This is a genomic window from Rhodopirellula sp. SH410 (genome assembly GCF_055811895.1).
On sequence record NZ_CM147949.1, the window covers coordinates 1,394,017 to 1,412,257 of the forward strand.

Annotated in this window: 12 protein-coding genes and 1 tRNA gene; 9 read left to right on the forward strand and 4 right to left on the reverse strand. The window is 59.1% G+C overall.

The genetic code is table 11. The features are described 5' to 3' along the window. Window positions 1–23: 23 nt before the first annotated feature. Window positions 24–1,142, reverse strand: a complete 1,119-nt coding sequence (locus SH410x_RS05300) for a sensor histidine kinase (protein ID WP_473675285.1) — start codon at window positions 1,140–1,142, stop codon at window positions 24–26. A gap of 297 nt (window positions 1,143–1,439) precedes the next feature. Between SH410x_RS05300 and SH410x_RS05305 the strand changes: the two genes are divergently transcribed. Genes SH410x_RS05305 through SH410x_RS05320 form a run of 4 tightly spaced genes read left to right on the forward strand, consistent with a single transcriptional unit; the run spans window position 1,440 to window position 6,039 of the window. Further along, window positions 1,440–1,898 (forward strand): hypothetical protein, encoded by a 459-nt coding sequence (locus tag SH410x_RS05305; RefSeq protein ID WP_473675287.1) that lies wholly within the window; start codon window positions 1,440–1,442, stop codon window positions 1,896–1,898. Continuing rightward, on the forward strand, window positions 1,895–2,965 hold the full coding sequence (locus SH410x_RS05310) for an ABC transporter ATP-binding protein (protein WP_473675289.1): 1,071 nt from the start codon (window positions 1,895–1,897) through the stop codon (window positions 2,963–2,965). Before SH410x_RS05305 ends, SH410x_RS05310 begins: the two co-directional genes overlap by 4 nt. After that, complete coding sequence (locus tag SH410x_RS05315; protein WP_473675291.1) at window positions 2,962–5,544, forward strand: ABC transporter permease; 2,583 nt, start codon at window positions 2,962–2,964, stop codon at window positions 5,542–5,544. The genes SH410x_RS05310 and SH410x_RS05315 overlap by 4 nt, the downstream gene beginning before the upstream one ends. Before the next feature lie 15 nt (window positions 5,545–5,559). Next, window positions 5,560–6,039, forward strand: a complete 480-nt coding sequence (locus SH410x_RS05320; RefSeq protein WP_473675293.1) for a PH domain-containing protein — start codon at window positions 5,560–5,562, stop codon at window positions 6,037–6,039. Between the two features lie 65 nt (window positions 6,040–6,104). Here the strand turns inward: SH410x_RS05320 and SH410x_RS05325 are convergent, their stop codons facing one another. Next, the gene (locus SH410x_RS05325) at window positions 6,105–7,694 is read right to left on the reverse strand and encodes an FG-GAP repeat domain-containing protein (protein ID WP_473675295.1); all 1,590 of its coding nucleotides are present in this window, start codon (window positions 7,692–7,694) and stop codon (window positions 6,105–6,107) included. A 201-nt stretch (window positions 7,695–7,895) separates the two neighbouring features. Here SH410x_RS05325 and SH410x_RS05330 point away from each other — a divergent pair, with 201 nt between their 5' ends. Both SH410x_RS05330 and argJ read left to right on the forward strand, forming a co-directional pair. Next, a complete protein-coding gene (locus SH410x_RS05330; protein ID WP_473675297.1) occupies window positions 7,896–10,949 on the forward strand; it encodes an FG-GAP-like repeat-containing protein in 3,054 nt (1,017 codons plus the stop codon). Between the two features lie 385 nt (window positions 10,950–11,334). Then, window positions 11,335–12,552 (forward strand): bifunctional glutamate N-acetyltransferase/amino-acid acetyltransferase ArgJ, encoded by a 1,218-nt coding sequence (gene argJ / locus SH410x_RS05335; protein ID WP_473675299.1) that lies wholly within the window; start codon window positions 11,335–11,337, stop codon window positions 12,550–12,552. A gap of 502 nt (window positions 12,553–13,054) precedes the next feature. On the opposite strand, the gene tig is transcribed toward argJ, so the two are convergent. Further along, complete coding sequence (gene tig, locus SH410x_RS05340) at window positions 13,055–14,563, reverse strand: trigger factor (RefSeq protein ID WP_473675301.1); 1,509 nt, start codon at window positions 14,561–14,563, stop codon at window positions 13,055–13,057. 360 nt (window positions 14,564–14,923) lie between these two features. Here tig and SH410x_RS05345 point away from each other — a divergent pair. Next, window positions 14,924–14,996, forward strand: a tRNA-Gly gene (locus SH410x_RS05345). Window positions 14,997–15,557: 561 nt separating this feature from the next. Here SH410x_RS05345 and SH410x_RS05350 read toward each other — a convergent pair. After that, on the reverse strand, window positions 15,558–16,136 hold the full coding sequence (locus tag SH410x_RS05350) for an anthranilate synthase component II (protein WP_473675303.1): 579 nt from the start codon (window positions 16,134–16,136) through the stop codon (window positions 15,558–15,560). Between the two features lie 232 nt (window positions 16,137–16,368). On the opposite strand from SH410x_RS05350, the gene SH410x_RS05355 reads away from it, so the two are divergent. Together SH410x_RS05355 and SH410x_RS05360 are read left to right on the forward strand one after the other, a co-directional pair. Continuing rightward, window positions 16,369–16,908, forward strand: coding sequence for a DUF2617 family protein (locus tag SH410x_RS05355; protein ID WP_473675305.1), 540 nt, complete (start codon window positions 16,369–16,371; stop codon window positions 16,906–16,908). 33 nt (window positions 16,909–16,941) lie between these two features. After that, window positions 16,942–17,673: a HisA/HisF-related TIM barrel protein gene (locus SH410x_RS05360; RefSeq protein ID WP_473675307.1), complete on the forward strand. Its 732-nt coding sequence runs from the start codon at window positions 16,942–16,944 to the stop codon at window positions 17,671–17,673. The last annotated feature ends 568 nt before the right edge of the window (window positions 17,674–18,241 follow it).

The window sequence follows — 18,241 nt, forward strand, 5'->3', positions numbered from 1 at the left end:
ATCAACTTTTTCAGCCGCGTGCCTTACGGAGTTGCCGGCGGCACCGATTCGGTTCGCAGAGCCGCCTCGGGGAGAGTGACATTGAACTGTGTCCCCATTCGATCCCCAGCCTGGGCATCGGCCACGTTCTCCGCCCCGGCAGCGGTGGGGATGCTGTTGTACTCCGCGTCGACAATGTTGATCCGTCCGCCCAACGCATGGGTGACGTTGCGAACTAAGTACAGCCCCAAGCCAGTGCCCGTGGTGCTGCGTTCCAGCTCATTGCCTAGCCGAACGAACCGGCCAAATACCTTGCGGCGCAAATGGGCCGGGATTCCCACGCCGTTGTCGCAAACCGAAATGGTTACCTCACCGCTGGTCTCTGGATTCATCCGAGCGATGACCCGAACGAGCGGAGGGCTGCCACCATATTTAATTGCGTTGTCGATCAGATTGCGAAACAGAATTTCCACTTGGATCGGCGGTGCCGAAAGCACGATATTGGGACAGTCGATCTGGACCGTTTCGGGCGGGCGTTTGTAGCGCACACAGGCGGCGATGGCGACTTTGGCCAACAGCTCGGCAAGATCGACTTCGGTCGCGTCCTCCGATGCCGCGCCACGCTCGATCCGGGCCGCTTCGAGCAAGTGATCGATCAGCAAATCGAGCCGCTCGACATCGTCGAGCATGATTTTGTGAAATTCCGCTTGCTGGTCCACGCCCACTTTGTGCCGCGTCATCGTTTGTAAATACAGCTTCAACGATGCGATAGGACTTTTCAGTTCGTGGGTCACCGCATCGATAAAATTGGATTGCCGGCGATTCAAGTTAAACGCTTTGACACTCAAGGTCAGATAGGCGATCACGCCGGCGAGCACAGCGATGAGCAACACCGAACCGGCCAGCAACATCACCCAGAATAAGACAGGCGATTCCTTTTCGCGGAGCAACCCCAGCAGGCTGCCCGTCACCCACACCGCCCCCAGGATCACGACCAGGACAATCAACACGACGCCCAATGTGATCGGAGCGTGGAGCGTGATGGGGCGTGACAACGGCTTGGCCCGCGGCCTTGGCCGTGAATCGGAATCTCCACCGCTCATGGGTTGTTGATCGGAACCCGTGTGGCCGGGTGCTCGCTGAGGCGGAGGAGGCATGGACATAGAATCAGTGTTCGCGGTTACGCAGCGGCATTGAAATGCGGGCAGGAGTGGGGTGGGTCCCCGTCCCTGCGACCGGTTTTCAGCGCCTGCGGAGAAGGGTTAAGAGGAAAGCGACTTTTTTGAGGAAGTGCCCGCCCATGATTCGGGTCGAATTGAGAATCTGGGCAATCTACCCAGCGAGCGTCTCAGCATCGATTATTAGCACAAAATTTCCTGCTTGCCGATGACGCCAGCTGCTCAGTCGGCAATAATAAATGTATCCGGCCGAGAACCGGTTCGTGTAAACGGAGGTTTCAAATGCGTGCTCAAGCTCCCCAACGTCAATTTCCAGATCGAGTTTTACGCCAGGTTCGCTTGGATAGCGGCCGAGCTCTCGAGCGCGCCCGCTTCTGTCTTGAGAGCAGCGAGATCATCAACCTCCGCTGCGTCGATGATCGCTGCGAGACCGAGCGGCAATTCGGAAACCAACTGTGGTATTTTGAGGGCATCGGCGACGACGACAGTGCTGGCGACAGCGCCGAGCGACGAAACATCCACGGGGTCGTCGAATACTCAGTCCAGTTCGGAGTCCAGGAACTGGTGGAAGACGGCGTCTTCGACACTGCGGGCGAACGCGAGCGATTTCGCAGTCTTTACAATCGCGAAGTCAACGCGCCCTCGTGGCGACAGCCCGCCAATCAGCTGTTGCTGGCGGCGGTGATCGCGATGAGCGCGGCGGTCTTGCTGTCGATGATATTGCGGACTTGGCTCACGTGAGCCGAGCGGAGGCACCCGTCAGTAGTATTATTGCAGTTGATCGTCTGGAGAAAACCTATCGTGGCGGTGGTCTGCTACGGCGTGGTGACGTCGCTGCATTGCAGGGCGTCTGCCTGCATGCCGATGCGGGTCAGATTTTTGGGTTGCTCGGCCCCAATGGAGCGGGCAAAACCACGTTGATCAAGATTCTGCTCGGCGTGATTCGGGCGACGGGCGGACAAGCGTCCTTATTGGGTCTCCCCGCGGGATCCACCGACGCGCGACGCCGAGTGGGCTATTTGCCGGAATCGCTCCGCGTCGATCGCCATCATACGGCCCGTTCGGCGCTGCATTTCTACGGCAAACTCAGCCGGCTGGATTCGCTCACGATCACTCGCCGCAGCGACGAACTGCTCGATCTCGTCGGCCTGGCAGGGCGGGATCGCGAAAGCGTGAAGCGATTCAGCAAAGGCATGCTGCAGCGGCTCGGATTGGCTCAAGCACTCATGCACGACCCCGATCTGCTGATCCTGGACGAGCCCACCGACGGTCTCGATCCGGTGGGCCGGAGCGAAGTGCGTCGCATCATTGAACAATTGCGAGATGCGGGGAAAACCATTTTCCTCAACAGTCATATCCTGCATGAAGTCGAACTGATCTGCACGCACCTGGCAATCATGGCGAAAGGAAAGGTCTTGGCTGCGGGTCCGATCGCGGAGATGGTTGGCCCGCTCGGACCGACGACTTCCCACGTCTTGGTTGAGTTGGAATTCGAACTGCCCTCACTGACGGCGATCGCCGATCAAGCTCCTACGGATCGTGAACAGCGTGGTCGCGTGACATCCAGAATTCTCGAGCCAGCGATGGGGGATAGTGTGGTCTGGCTGAGCGAGCCCCTTGTTGCTGGCGGCGGTGAGCTGCGATATCGGTGCCGGTTGAGTTGCGAGCATCGTGCCTCGCTCGATGAAATCGTGGATCGAATCCGGGGTGCCGGCGGCTCGCTCATCCGATTGGTGCCGCACCGTCATTCACTCGAAGACACATTCATGCGACTGGTGCGCGATCAACAGCAAGATAACGCGACATGAGACCTTACCTAGCGATTATCAGCGACTCGTTCCATGCCGCGTTGGCTTCACGCGTGCTGTGGGCCGCCTTTCTCGCGATTTGGATTCTGCTGGCGACACTTGCACCGATCGGGTTGCGAGAAGATTACACGACGACGTTCCGTTGGTTTGATGTGTACAACGGCACGCGAATGAAAGCCATGCTGGCCCAGGGCATCGTGGACCCAGACGCTCGCGAGCTTCCGATCGGACGCATCGCACAGGGCATGCCCGAGGAACTACAGCGAGAATTGCGTCGCGTCGGCGAGGGCGATGAGGTACGCATCCGGCTCAACCTTTTGACGGACGCGTTGAACGTTTTGATTGAGTCCGATGCAGGGACGGCTGAAGCAGAGGCAGCCCCCCACCCACCCAAATCACCCGAGCTAGGGGCGGCGGTTCCGCCAGCGGATGGACCACGGACTGCGCCTGGGATTGATTGGTACGACGCGGAGGTGTGGGCCGACACGGTCCGCCTGCGAGAACTCCGGCAGCTCGATGAAACGGCTGACGCGGAACTCTCCGATTCACTCCGCAAACGGCGCAGTCGATTACGGATCGAAGCCGCCCTGCCGGGCGTGTTTGAATCCCGCAGTGCCCGCTCGGTCGTGCTGACCTACGCGGGGCTCGAGTTCCCTACCGATTTCCAGATCGATCGCTTGCAGTTTGACACGCTATTCAACCAGTTTGTCATCCCGCTATTGGTGAACTGGTTGCTGGGTCTGGTCCTGGTTTTCTTGGGCGTGTTGGTGACCGCGTCGATTATCCCCGACATGCTGCAGACCGGATCGCTGCATTTGCTGTTGAGCAAACCGATCACACGCAGCGGTCTGTTGATCAGCAAATTCATCGGGGGCTGTGCGTTCGTGACGCTCTGTGTGTCCCAATTGGTCTTAGGGCTGTACCTGATCGCCGGCTGCCGTCTCGATGTTTGGAATGGTCGAATTCTGTGGTGTGTTCCGATCGCCGTCATTATTTTCGCGGTGTTCTTCAGCGTCTCTGTCCTGGCGGGTTTGAAATGGCGGTCGTCGATCATCTCGATCGCTGCGGCGGGTGCCTTGGCAGCGGTGTGTGTGGTGGTTGGAATCGTGGGCGGTGTGGTTAATGCCCGCGTTGTCGCGCCAGATCGAATCATTGGAATGACGGTCGCCGGTGATGATTTGTTTGCGGCCACCGGCGGTAGCGGATTGGTGCATCTGCACCCCTCGTCGCAACGTTGGTCACCGGTAATCGAAAGTGAAGCGGGATCACGTGACCGCGTGCTCACGCCGGTCGCCCTGGACCCAGATCACGTGTTGACGGCGCGGATTCGCAATGGCCGTTTCAATCCGTTCGGTTCGGGATCACTCGATCTCGTCGTCCTTTCACGCGGTGATGGCTGGAAGCCGCAGCCGAGCCTCCGCTTGCCGACGGCCACCGAACATTTGCTTTGCATCAATGAGGAAACGGTCGTCGCCATCAATACGGCGGACCTATTGGTTACCGAACGCACGTCGATTCTCGAGGCCGCAGGCGAAGACCTCGAGGCCGCGGGCGAAGAACCAACCATCGCGGCAGGCCAAACAGTGGTTACCGAGAACGGCACCGAGGACAATGCAGCGACCAATAAGAGCGAGTCGAGCGAAGGTGCTCGCGCCCTCGGATCGGTGAGTTCATGGCTCCAATCCCTCGTCACCATGCAGGGTGGCGCGACCGATTCATTCGTGTCCATCCTGCCTCCTGACGTTGTTTTGAACGCACCGTTTCGAGTCACTCAGGTACCCGATCAGCGAACCCTGGTCGTCTTGACTGCCGATCGTCTACAGCGGATTGAGCCCCAGGGGCCCACTCGCAACCAACCCTGGACGACGATCGCACATGTCGACGTGCCACGAGCCACCGATCGAGCGGCCCCCGTGATCGCCGCGTCAGCGCGTTGGATCGTGCTGGCCCAAGGCGAACAGCCCGTGAAAATATTCGATGCCGAGACGCTACAGTTGGCCGGTCAGTGGGACCATGACTCGCGGGAGAACACGGTTCCCGGCACACCGCTGGAGCTGGTCGCGATTTCAGAGACCGATTTCCTGCTCCGCACCTCGTCGGGACACTGTGATCTCGTCAGGGTGGCTGGGCCTACCCTGCAGCATGTGACCCGGCTACCGATCGATGAGATCGAATCGATGCACTGGCAACCATCCGATTCACAGGCTGAGCCGGGAAGCTTGGTCGTCGCACACGATGTGGATCGCTTAACACGTTTTTCGATCGTTGTACCGAGTACGTCGACACGCGAAATCGAGGTCACCGTCGTGGATTCCATCACACCAGCGTTATCCGTCTGGCGGTGGGTCGATTACTACGTCGTGGGAGGATTGGAATGGCTGACGCCGCAAGTCCTGCAGCTTGGTGACACTTCGGCGGCCATGGTGTCGGGACACGATTCATTGGTGATCGGAGGTGGCGAAGCGGGAGCAGCCGAGGTGGTTCGCTACCGGATTGCGGGCCCACTACTGAGCTGCGGTGTTTTCATTGCGGTGATGCTACTGATTGGCTGTGTCTATTTCTCCCGTAGTGATTACTAGAGGTTTTTGATTTCGGTGTCTGAACTCCCTCAACTTGAGTCGCCCGACCGCTCTGGCTCCGCGCGATCAATCGAAACGGTCTCGCGGGGGCCGAAGGTTTACCGATCGGCCGTCGATTGGTGGCTAGCAATGCTGCTCGTGTTTCCGATTCTGGTCGCGATCACGATTGGCATGGTGTTGATGGCCAACGGTCGACCTGCCGATGCGTCGTCGATGTTCTTGACCGCAGCAGCGATTTTTGGGGTCACAGCCATCTTCGTCGTGCCCTGTCGCTACACCTTCCTGAACGATGCCCTGTCCATCCGCTGCGGTGTGATCTGTTACCAGGTTCCCTACGCAGCGATGCGAGACATCAACCGATCATCGACCTTGCGCAGCGGCCCCGCGTTGTCGCTGCGGCGAGTCGCCATCCAAACCGACCGCCGCGAACACATCCTCTCGCCCGTCCAGCGAGAACAGTTTATCGAGCAGCTGAAAAGCCATCTGCCGAGGTAGATGGCTCCCCGTGATTCTCGACAGCCCAGGTCAGCCGGCGAGCTACCGAACTCGGCTCACCCTCGCTAGGGGCGATTCCACCAAATCGTGAGATCAGGTGTTTCCGCACTCCCTTGCCGCAGGAAGTTGCCGACTGCAATATCGACGCGGCCGTCGGCGTCAAAATCACCGACCTCGAGTGAGATGTGATCGTAATGCCCGCTCTCAAGTTTCGAGGGCTCGAATTTCCCGGGTTCCGTCTGCGTGAGCAGCATCAGTGATGTAACGCCCGCCGCTGCGAACTCACTCGCGGTGCTGCCGGCCAAAAGAGAGCAGGCGACAATGTCCATGTCACCATCGCCGTCAAAGTCAGCCGCTTTCGCATTGAGCACACCCATCATATTCACGATGGGGTGATGGACGTACGGGAACGAACCCTTGTTCTCCAGCCATTGGATGCTGTGATGCGGCTTGTGTCCTCGGTCAAACGAGTCGCCGTTGGTGTACAGGACATCGAGATCTCCGTCGCCATCCATGTCAACCAGCTCAATTCCGCTCGAGCCGTAGGCTGGATCGGGCGCTCGCCAAACGACTTGGTGATCAAAGTTGCCCTGGCCATCATTGAGGAAGGCCTCGACGACTTCGTGTTCTTGGCTGATGAGGGCGATGAAGTCTAGGTCACCGTCGCCATCGATATCCACTGGTGGAACCCGAACGGCACCGTTGCGACTGTCGATCTCTCGTGATTCGAACTGGGGGACACCCTCGTCATTGAGCCCAACATTGAGCAGCAGCAAAATGCTTCCGGTGGTCCGCCAACCGAATTCAGCCACGAGCAAATCGGTATCGCCGTCCCCGTCGAAGTCACCGGGTTGGACGTCGCTGACGCGACTGAGTCCTTCACGGAGCACAACACTTTGGTAGGTTTCGCTCCCCTCGGACTCGCGGCGGAGCCACACGACGCGGCCCAAGTCGCTGTCGTTGGCATTGAACTCGCCGATATCCGCGACCACTAAATCCGTCAACGAATCCTGATTCAAATCACACGCTTCGCTGTGCACGGGCTGTAGTAGCGTTGCCAACTTCTTCGTCATTCCGCGTTCCTGGTCGGGCTGCCCGGGCCAATCCGCCTTCACGCCGCCCGTTCCAATGTCACAGTACACGAGCGCGGGCGATCCTCCCCAGCCGAGATCAATCCAGCGTACGTTCGTCACACCGGGAGGCCGTGAACCGGGCAACCGAACCGACTGAGCGGTGAACGCGAGTTCGCTCGGGGGCAGCGGCTGAGTCACCTCGGGGATCACGAAGGTATCAGGCGCATGAGGCTCGAAGTACGCCAGCACCGACTCCTTGCTGGGGACCTGCAAGTCCGTCCGCCCTGAAAACTCATACAGAGAAAACCCCTGCTCGATTTCTCCCAACCACTCGTCTTTGGGCGAGCTCGTCGGCCGTGGCAGCGCATGGCAATCACCACAGAATTTCTCCACCCGAGCGCGACTTTCGGCCGTCAGAGCGACCTGCTGCACAGGCGGTCTTGGTGAACCGGACGGTGACTGGACTGGGCGAGGCGACTTCTTCACCGCAGCGTCACGACAGCCCGTGGATGCCAAACCACCTAGGAGCGAAACAAAACAACCGATGTATCCGTAGATGCGCATGAAAAGGTAGAGAGTCAAATTCTAGAAATGAACCATGCGGGGTCGACGGAAGCCAGAGTGGATTCTCGACTCTTTCGCTGGGTGAATCGAAATCCTCGGCGTTTTCCGCTACGGTAGTCTATTGGCTCGCCCACTCGCACACAAGCATCTCACGGGCCCCGGACGGGATTGCCAACACGACCGAAGAGTGGGACAGCAAACCTTTGGGGTATGAAAAAAATGAAATCGATCTCGCCGCTCTTCGCCGCCCCGCTCGCAACTGCGGAGGCGTTGATCCCCGCACCCGTGGCGTTATTGCTGTTCCTGCTCGCCGGTATCGTCGGTTGCCATCCCTCGCAAACGCCGCTGTCACCACAAGAAGAGGCAGCGCAGTCGTCCACTCCGCTGCTCGACATGAACGCGGCGATTCGCGGCCAGCTCTGGGCCGAAGCGGCACTGTTCACCGACACGGTGTTAGCGAAGTATCCTGACGATGCAAAAATCATCTCGCTCGTGGCGCAGGTCGCCTATCACAATGACCAACCGGATCGGGCTGCCGACTTGCTCGTCGATGCCTGTCACGTGGAATCACTCAGCAATGAAAAGCGAATCCAGCAGGCGCTGATCGCGCTCGTGAACGTCGGTCGCCTATACGATGGCATCGAACTGCTCGATGAAGCGGTCACTCTGCATCCCGACCAAGTGGAAACACGCCGTTCGCTGTATGACCTGTACATCGGAACCGAAGATCGTCTGCGGGCACTGCCGCACGGCCGCCAACTCGTACGCCAGCGTCATTTCGATCTCGATTTGCTACTGTCGCTCAGTAACACGCAGCGCCGGACTCTCGACGCCAAGCCTCTCGCAACGATGGCCAAACGCCACCCCGACGACCTGCGACCGCTCGTGGGCGACGCAAAGATCAAATATGACTCCAACGAGTATGACGAAGCGGTCCGCATCACTCGAGAAATCACTCAGCAGCACCCGGGATTCATGCCCGCAACGCTATTGCTGGGCCGTTCGCTCGCCGCCACCGAGCAACTCGACGCGATCGAAAGCTGGACGAGATCGCAGTCGCCTGACGTCGCAGCGACCACGGACTACTGGATGACGGTGGGTGAGTGGGCGCGGACGCAACGTAACTCACGCGCGGCGGTGCGTGCGTATTGGGAAGCGGCATACCGCGCCCCCGATGCAACCGAATCCTGGTCGAAACTGAGTTCGGCTCTCCAAGTCATCGACGATGAGTCGCTTCAGCCCTACAAGGATTTACTGCCCCTCATCGGCACGCGAGCCTCGCGGCTGAGCACGCTGGACCAAGCCCATCATCGGTTCGAGCGTACGGGCAAGATATCACGAGCGATCTGTCTGGAGATCGTTGAGAACCTTCGCGACCTGGGCCGGTTGTGGGAAGCAGAGGCCTGGGCATCGATCGGGATGTCCCTGCCCGAAGACGATACGGTTCCGATGGAGTCAACTCGCCAAGAAATCATCTCCCAGCTTCGCAGTGACACCCCCTGGCAGATGACCGCGAATTTCCCGGAGCTGACAATGAACCTGGACGCTTTCGAACTACCCGAAATCGCTCAGGGAGCCCGCGTGACCCAGGGCGCGATGGCGGGGCCTGCCGCTGCAATCGAACCCGCCCAGGCAGACCGGTCAGGACTGCGATTCGAAGACGAAGCCGTCGCTCGGGGATTGAAGTTCTTTGGCCGCACCAGCGAGCATTTGGACCAGCCCGGCATCATGCTTTTTGAAACCCTCGGCTGTGGCGGCGGCACGATCGACTACGACCTCGATGGGTGGAGCGACGTGTATTGCATCGCCGCCGGGGGCACGCCGCCGGGCCGCGACTCCGAGCCCAACGCTCTGTTTCGAAACCAGGTCGGCCTGTTCTCGGATGTCACCTTGCCCACCGGTACGGGTGATCAAGGATTCGGGCAAGGCGTGGCGGTCGGTGACGTCAACGAAGATGGCTTTCCCGATTTGCTGGTGCTCAATTATGGCGCCAACACGTTACTGATCAATCAAGGCGATGGTACCTTTCGCGATGCCAGCGATCGAATTGCACCGCGGGAAAACGCGGAAGGGGACAGTGACTGGTCCACCAGCGGGGCGATCGCAGACATCGACGGGGACTCGCTTGCCGACATCGTCGTCGTCAACTACTGCGACGGCTTAGAACCCGTCACCGAACCGTGCCCGATGGCAGACTCGCCCGTCTTTCGCGCCTGCACCCCCGTCAAATTCCCGGCCCTCGCCGACCAGTTCCTGCAAGGCCAAGCGACGGGTGATTTTATCGATCGCACGCAAGATTGGGCCGCCATCCCGCAAGCCCTCGGCCGCGGACTCGGCGTCGTCGTGGGGTCGCTGGACAGCACCGCCGGCAATGATGTCTTCATCGCCAATGACATGACGAACAATCACTACTGGAGCCGCCAAGCGAACGCAGGCGAGTTCCAAATCACGGACTCAGCCATGCCGCGTGGGTTGGCCGCGAACGATCGCTTACAGGCCCAGGGTTCGATGGGTATCGCCGTAGCCGATTTCGATGGCGACAGCGATATGGATTTCTATGTCACCAATTTCGACAACGAATACAACACACTGCACGACCAGGTCCACGAGGGGATCTGGCAAGACCGAACCAGTCAACTGAATCTCGTCACGGAGACCATGCCGCTGGTCGGATTCGGCACCCAGGCCGTCGATCTCGATCATGACGGACAGCTCGAACTCGTGGTGACCAACGGTCATGTCGACCTGTTTTCACGAGGCGAAGAACGTGTCGAGTACGCGCAGCCCATGCAGATTTTTCGTCGCCGGACGGACTCTACTTTTGAGTCGATCGAACGTTCGATCGATGGCGAATACTTGCAAGGAGTCCATGTCGGACGCAGTCTCTGGACAATCGACGCCAACCGTGATGGAAAAACCGACCTGGTCGTGACGCACCAAACCGAGCCGGTCGCGCTGCTGATCAATGAGTGCGAAGGGCGTGGTCAGTGGCTCGACATCGAGCTTCGCGGGATCCACTGCAGTCGCGATGCCATCGGTGCGATTGTCCGTATTCAATGCGGTGAGGCGACGTGGACCCAGTCACTCGTATCCGGGGACGGGTACCTGTGCAGTAACGAGCGTGTCATTCGTTTTGGATTGGGAGACTGTGACGGCTCGCTCACCGCGCACATCACATGGCCCGACGGTGGCGAGCAAGAGGTAACGGGGCTCCAATCCAATGGCCGCTGGCTGATCATCCAAGACGAACCGGATGCCCAGCAGTCGTTCTGAGATTAACGGCTTGCGACCCAACCTCGCGGGACGGTGCCTCGACCTGACTGCGACGGTCCCCCCAAAAACGGCGAGTTGCCCAGGCGGATTTCACAATTACTTTCGCGAGAGCATCCCTGCCGGGGATCAGACCGGGCACTTCACGGTCCCTCGGAATGTCGATTTCATTGACGATGATGGTACATCAAGCGTGTGCGAGCCGCTCAGCGGGAGCGGGCCGATTGCATCTCGGGGCATCGCGATGGGGTTTCAGGGCAGCGGAATGGATCGGCAGGCGTCGGGAGTGCGAAATGAAAACCACCCGACCGCGTCTCGACTGCCCATGCCGCCAAGTCCTACAATGCCACTCTCCCATTCCCCCACTCTCCCAACTCGGCCCTCTGCCATGAATGAAGCGGAAAAATCAGCGATGGAAAGCTCCCACGAATTGCCAACCGGCTTCCGCTTTGCCAGTGCGACCGGCGGGATCAAAGCCAGCGGCAAATCGGACATATCGCTCATCGTGGCCGATCAGCCCTGTGTAGCGGCGTCCGTCACGACCACCAATCAGATTTTTGCCGCGCCGGTATTGCTCTGCCGTCAACGGACCCCGCGCACGACCTGCCGCGCCGTGATCACCAATAGCGGAAACGCGAATGCATGCACGGGGCAGGAGGGAGTTGACGACGCAATCGCCATGTGCGAGCAGGTTGCCGAGGCGATTGGCTGCGACGCCGAAGATGTCTTGGTGATGAGCACCGGCGTCATCGGCCAGCGACTGCCGATGGAGAAGGTCCAGCGAGGCATTCAACTGGCCAGTCAGGCACTTGGCAGCGGTGAACGCGATTTCCTGGCGGCCGCCGATGCGATCTGCACCACGGACAGTTTTCGCAAAACGGCGTCGGCGACGTTTGCAGCGGGCGGGCAGTCTTACCGCATCGCAGCGATGTGCAAGGGCGCCGGGATGATCGCGCCCAACATGGCCACGATGCTCGGCGTGATCGTCACCGACTTTCCAATGAGCGGCGTGGAAGCTCAGTCATCGCTTCGTCGAATCGTCGAGCGGACCTTCAACCGCGTCAGTGTGGACGGCCATACGAGCACCAACGATACCGTCGTCTTGCTCAGCAGCGGCGATGGCGACTGGGTGACCTCCGATGAGGCCGCCGCAGGATTCATTGAAGCGGCATCGGAAGCCTGTTTGAAGCTAGCGAAGCTCTTGGTCGCCGATGGTGAGGGCGCCGCTCGCTTCTTCGAAGTCGCTGTGGAGGGAGCGGCCAGCGATGCCGACGCGCTGACGATTGCACGGTGCGTTGCCGCCAGCCCCCTCGTCAAGACCGCCATTCAGGGAGGCGATCCGAACTGGGGCCGAATCGTCTCCGCGGCGGGTTACGCGGGACCGCCCATCGAAGTCGAAAAAACATCTTTGTTGATCGAAGGTCACTGCGTGTTTCGCGATGGTCGGCCACTGGCCTTCGACGCAGCCGATATGAGCAGGCGGATGAAACAAGCCTCCGAAGTGAAGCTTCGGCTGACCGTCGGCAGCGGCCCAGGTGCATCGAAGTACTGGTCGAGCGATTTGACGGAAGACTACGTGCGTTTCAATTCGCTGTACACGACCTAAAACCTGCTGCCGGTTTATTCCAGCTTTCCTCTTAGTGACGAAGTCACGACATGCAACAGCCCCGGACGCACGTCCGGGGAGCCGGTTGCAAACGAAGACACTTAGCCCTGGAGGGACGGCTGGTGTTTTACACGGGAAATGCCTGCCATCGCTTCGCGATTTCAAAATGGCGGAGGGTTTGTTCCCCTCCCCGGACTGACGTCCGGGGCTATCGCATGCCACCGCTTCGCGGTTCCTGGGATGCTGAGTCTCTCTCAGTTCCCCCTCCCCGGACTGACGTCCGGGGGCTGTCGCATGCCACCGCTTCGCGGTTTGAGAGCAACATGCCTCCGGTCGGATGATCTACCCGAGCATGCAGGAGGTCGAGGCGCACCATCCGTTCGCACTAACGGCGACTGCGTGATACTGCGGAAGAGGCATAAAAAAAGGGAAGCCCGGATGATCCGGACTTCCCTCAATTTTCGATGGCATCATTACCGATCGCCGGGGCGATCGACAGCAATTAGTCTTTCGAGTCTTCCATTTCGGCTTCAGCACCCTTTGGAGTGTTGTCGTCGTATTTGGCTTCCGGAATCGCGTCGTTGTCGCGAACTGGGATGACTTCGTGGTAGACCGCGAATTCCTCGTCTTGCGACTCGGCATCTTGGCTGACAGTTTCTTCCGTCACGTTTGCGGCTGCGGAAATCGCCTCGATAACCTTGCGTTCGACGATCTGATTTCGCAGCGCGTCCATCTGGCCCGATTTTTCGAAGCGAGCGCGGATCTTGCGTGGCGACGAATCGCTTTGCTCGGCGATCAGTTGAATTTCGGCTTCGAACTCTTCTGGCAGGGCGTCAATGTTTTCATTCTCGCCAATTTGCTCGAGGATGAAGTGTTCACGCAGCGACGCTTCGGTACCAGCTTGCAGGTTTTGGCGGCTGGCATTGACGAAGCGACGGATCATGTCTTCGTCGAAACCACTGCGGCGGAATTCGAGGACTTTCCGATCGAGTTCTCGTCGGGTCTGGCGATTAACCAGTGCCGGCGGCAGTTCGAATTCAGCACCCGCGAGCAATTGCTCGACGATCGAGCTCCGCACGGCTTGTTCGGTGCGGAAGTTGGCTTGCCGTTCGAGCGAGTTACGCACGAAGTCGCGCAGCTCGTCTTCGGAATCAAATTCGCCCAATTCATCCAAGAAATCAGCGGTGAGTTGCGGCAGTTCGAGCTTCAGAACTTCGACGACGGTGAATTCAACATCGACGTCCTTGTTCTGCATCGACTCGTCACTATGACCTTCGCTCAGTTTGGCTTGGCCAGTAATGACATCGCCTTCCTTCACGCCGGTCATCATTTCGCCGAAGTTCGCACAAACGGCATCGGACAGGCTCAGCCGATTCGATAGCGTGACACGCTCTTCGTCCATTTCGGACAACTTGCGGTCGCCGTCACGGAAGACGGCCGTGATCAGCAGCTTGTCACCCAGCTCGGCGGGCGCTTCGCTGGCTTCGAGCGAGGCGTAACGGGAGAGCACTCGTTTGAGTGCTTCGTCGATATCCTTCTCAGTGATTTCTTCGACAGGCTTGGTTAGCGAGAGGCCTTTCCAGTTCGGTGTTTCGAACTCGGGGCGGACTTCGATGCTGAATTGAAACTTGAACGGTCCATCATCGGGTAATTCGATGGATTCATATTCAAAGTCGGGTTCACCGATGGCAGAAAATTCTGCTTGCTCGGTGACTTGGCTGAGGCTGTCCATTAGCAACGAGCCTTTGACGCGTTCCTGGACTCGCTCCTTGAACTGCTTCTCGACCAATTTCCGCGGTGCTCGACCAGCGCGAAACCCAGCCACTTGGGCATCGGGAACGAGCTCGTCGTAGGCCTCTTTGAGATAACGATCGACTTCGCTGCGCGGGATGGACACAACAACTTCACGGAGGCACGCTTGTGGTTTTTCCACGGTGACTTCCAGTTGCAGCGGAGCCTTGCCGAGCGACTCATCGGTCGCGGTGGGATCAGTGTCGACTGACGTGGACATCCTGTATTCTTACTTATGCCAGAGGAGGGCGTCCCGAATGGGAGGGGCCGCCGCGGGACGGGAACTGTTTTGTATACGGTCGTGCCGATGAGGGCACTGTGACCGAGAGAATCCCGCAAGTGTAATGCCGAGTTAGTCGCGAAGGCAAGGCGCCAGAGGAAAAGTATCAGTGCGGATTCCGACCCCCTCCAAAAAAATCTCCGTTGCGCTAAAAAAGATTGCTAGACGGTCTTGTCACCCGGGCGAAGGCTCTTATACTCTAGCCCACACGAAGAGGAGACGAGTCGCCTGCAACGGCAGCTCAAAGGACAGGAGTGTTTCATCACACGCCCGTGCGTCCCTAACTCCTCTTCCTGCCATGCGGCTGTAGCTCAGTTGGCAGAGCATCACGTTGCCAACGTGATTGTCGTCGGTTCGAATCCGATCAGCCGCTCTTTCCAAAAAAGCCACCGATATTCCAATCGGTGGCTTTTTTTATGCGCGTTCCGCCGGCGGGGAAAGATTCACGCCCGGAGGACTGGAGAGACTTCAGCATCACCCAGCCCGGGGCTAACGCTGGGCTGTTAAAACTTCGGGGTTGACGTCGGTTTCTGTTTACGCAGGTTTTGTTCCATGAACTTGCTGCTGACTTTAGCCCGGAGGGCGGCATATGAATTGCCGGTGGCGTCAGCCACCGGACTGAAACTGAACTTACGCTGCTAGCCCGGAGGGCGACACAATGACACGTGCAGGCCGGTTGTGTCGCCCTCTGGGCTAGCTGGCTATGAAGCCTCTGACACCGGTGGCTTACGCCACCGGCAGGTGATGTGCCGCCCTCCGGGCTGGATGTGCCGCCCTCCGGGCTTAAAAAGCGGAACAAAACCCTTGCCTGTTTCGCTGCGGTCAACCCCAGAGTTTTAACAGCCCGGGGCCAACGCTCAGCCCGGGGCCAACGCTCAGCCCGGGGCCAACGCTCAGCCCGGGGCTAACGCTCAGCCCGGGCGACTCGACCACTTCACCACTTCAAGAACCGGGTGAGCAATTCGATTCCGGGAGCGGTTAGAAAACTCTCGGGGTGAAACTGCCAGCCTTCCATCGCAAATTCGCGGTGGCGAACGCCCATGATCTGCCGTTGGCCTCCCGTGTCGGTCCACGCACTGACAATAAGTTCGTCCGGCAGTGTCGGTGGATCGATCACGAGCGAGTGATACCGTGTCGCCACAAATGGATTGCTCAGTCCGGCAAACAAGCCCTGATCATCGTGGACAATGTTGTCGGTCTTGCCGTGCATTAACTGCGGCGCTCGCACGATCGTGGCGCCGAACGCCTGGCCGATGGATTGATGGCCCAAGCAAACGCCGAGAATCGGTATCTTGCCTGCAAAATGGCGGACACACTCCACACTCACCCCGGCTTCGTTCGGCGTGCAGGGCCCCGGCGAGATCAGCAATCGCGTGGGCGACATCGCTTCAATTTCAGGGACGGTAAAATCGTCGTTACGAATCACCCGGACGTCGACCTCGGGATCGATCTCACCAAGTCGCTGGACCAGGTTGTAGGTGAAAGAATCGTAATTATCGATGACCAACAACATGAAAGATTTCCGGCAAACAGTTTTGAAATTGTCAAGAGAGATTCGGGGTAGAACCACGGAAAGGATATTCTTAGCGAGTCAATACGTAAACGCTCTTTAGAATTGATGCGGGGTCGGCGTATAATCAGGTCCAGCGAAGCCTGACGAATCTTTGTTATTCAAACGAGACCCCCGATCGCCTTCGTTGGATTTGCTTTTCTCATTGCTCTGCCTTCTTCTTGGACTCATCGACGTGATTTCGGTTCGCCCCAAAGTCGCTGAACTTGCCTTCCACCTGTTCAGTCGACCGATTCATCCCGAGTTGATCGTTGTGCATCAGTCACGAATGATCCAACGCGGCCACTACAACGCCAAAGTCGACATCACCAATTGCGGGCATGTCGTCACGTTCAATGGTGGCAAGTCGACACTCTGCGAAGTGACGACGAGTGCTCAACAGCCGCTGCCCACACGCCGCTGTCTGATCCATCAAACGCTCAAAGGCAGCCGCACAGAAGAGGCAACGTGCCAGAGCGGGCTGGAGTATCGCACCCACTTTCAACTCGAAACGGTTGGTGCTGAAATGTTTTGGATGGTGGGCCAACAGCTTGGCAAAGGACAAACCGAAGGGCTGCTGCATCGCTTCGGCTCGAGCGGGCGCATGGCATTGGGCGCGATCAGTTATGTCAACATCGAGACACGGCTGAACTCGATGCTCGTCCAGGCGATCCACACGTTCCCAGATGATTACGCCATCGTGAAAGTCGAATCACTCTTCAGCTTGCCGGAGTAGGTTGGCTTGAGCGACCGGCGCGATTGGTCGCCGATGGCCGAACGTACCATCGGCGTGATCGACCTCCAAGGCGGATTGGCCGTCCACGGCATTGCTGGAAATCGCCAGCACTACCTACCCGTGCGCCCGCTATGGCGCTGCGGGCACCTTGCCGACGGAGACCCGCTCGCGCTGGCGGATTGGTACCGCGAGCAATTCCAGCTCAGCCACTTCTATATCGCCGATCTGGACGCACTGCAAAACAAAGCGGAGCAGCACGCGGCGATTGAATCTTTGATTTCACAGGGCGATGCTGGGGATCGCTGGCTGATCGATGCGGGAATTTGCCTGCACAACGCTGCCTCGCAAACGCAGTGGATCCAGCACATCGACACTCTATCGCAAAGTGTCCAGTGGATTCTGGCGAGTGAATCGTCGACTTCGACCCGTTTAATTACTCAGGTCAGCGACTCCATCGCCGCCGACTCACTGGTTCTCGGCCTCGATTTTCGAGAGGGCGAGTTTGTCGGGCCCGAGTCCGGACTCGAGCACTGGCTAGCGACTGCCGACCGAGCGGGGCTACGGCGGGGGCTAGTACTCGACGTCGCTGCTGTGGGCACGGGCGTCGGCCCGCAGACAGCAGACCTGTGCCGGTCATTGCATCACCGGTTGCCGGACTGGCAGTGGATTTCCGGGGGGGGGTGTCGCGACGCAGAGGACGTGAAAAGGTTCCTGGACGCTGGCTGCGATGCCTGTTTGGTGGCGTCTGCTTTGCTGCCACGGTAAACCACGCCGGCCGCAGGACGGGACGATTGTCCCATCCGAGGCCGCATGGCACGCTCGGGACAAAGGCCCCAAGCTACCGTCGAAACCGCAGGGCGGTCAGAATGCCGCTCTAACGGCAATTTCCGCCGGGACAGCCAGCACCGGTCTGCATGACGGGCGCCGAAGTGCGCATCACGTTACCGCTCATTGGGTAGCTGTTGACCGAAGTATACCCAGCACTGCCCGAGCAGCCGCATCCGCTGGAGTAGACAGGCGCACTTGAACAACTGCTTCCGCAGGAGGTGCTTGGCTGGCGATAGCGAACGACCGACCGGTGCGATGATGAGCACCCTCGGCGCCTGCTGGAGCAGCCCGAATACGTGCTGCTCGGGCAGGACTGACTGACTGTCGTCCCGGCCGAATAGCCGTAATGCGTCGCGGCCGGCGCGCTATAAGTCACGACCGAGGAACTGGCCCCGCCGCAATTGGTGCAACCGCTACCGGCAACCATTTGTGCCTGAGCGGCGGATGTTAAAGAGATCCCGCATGCGACGGCGAATGCCATGGCGAGTGAGCGAGACAGAAGGCG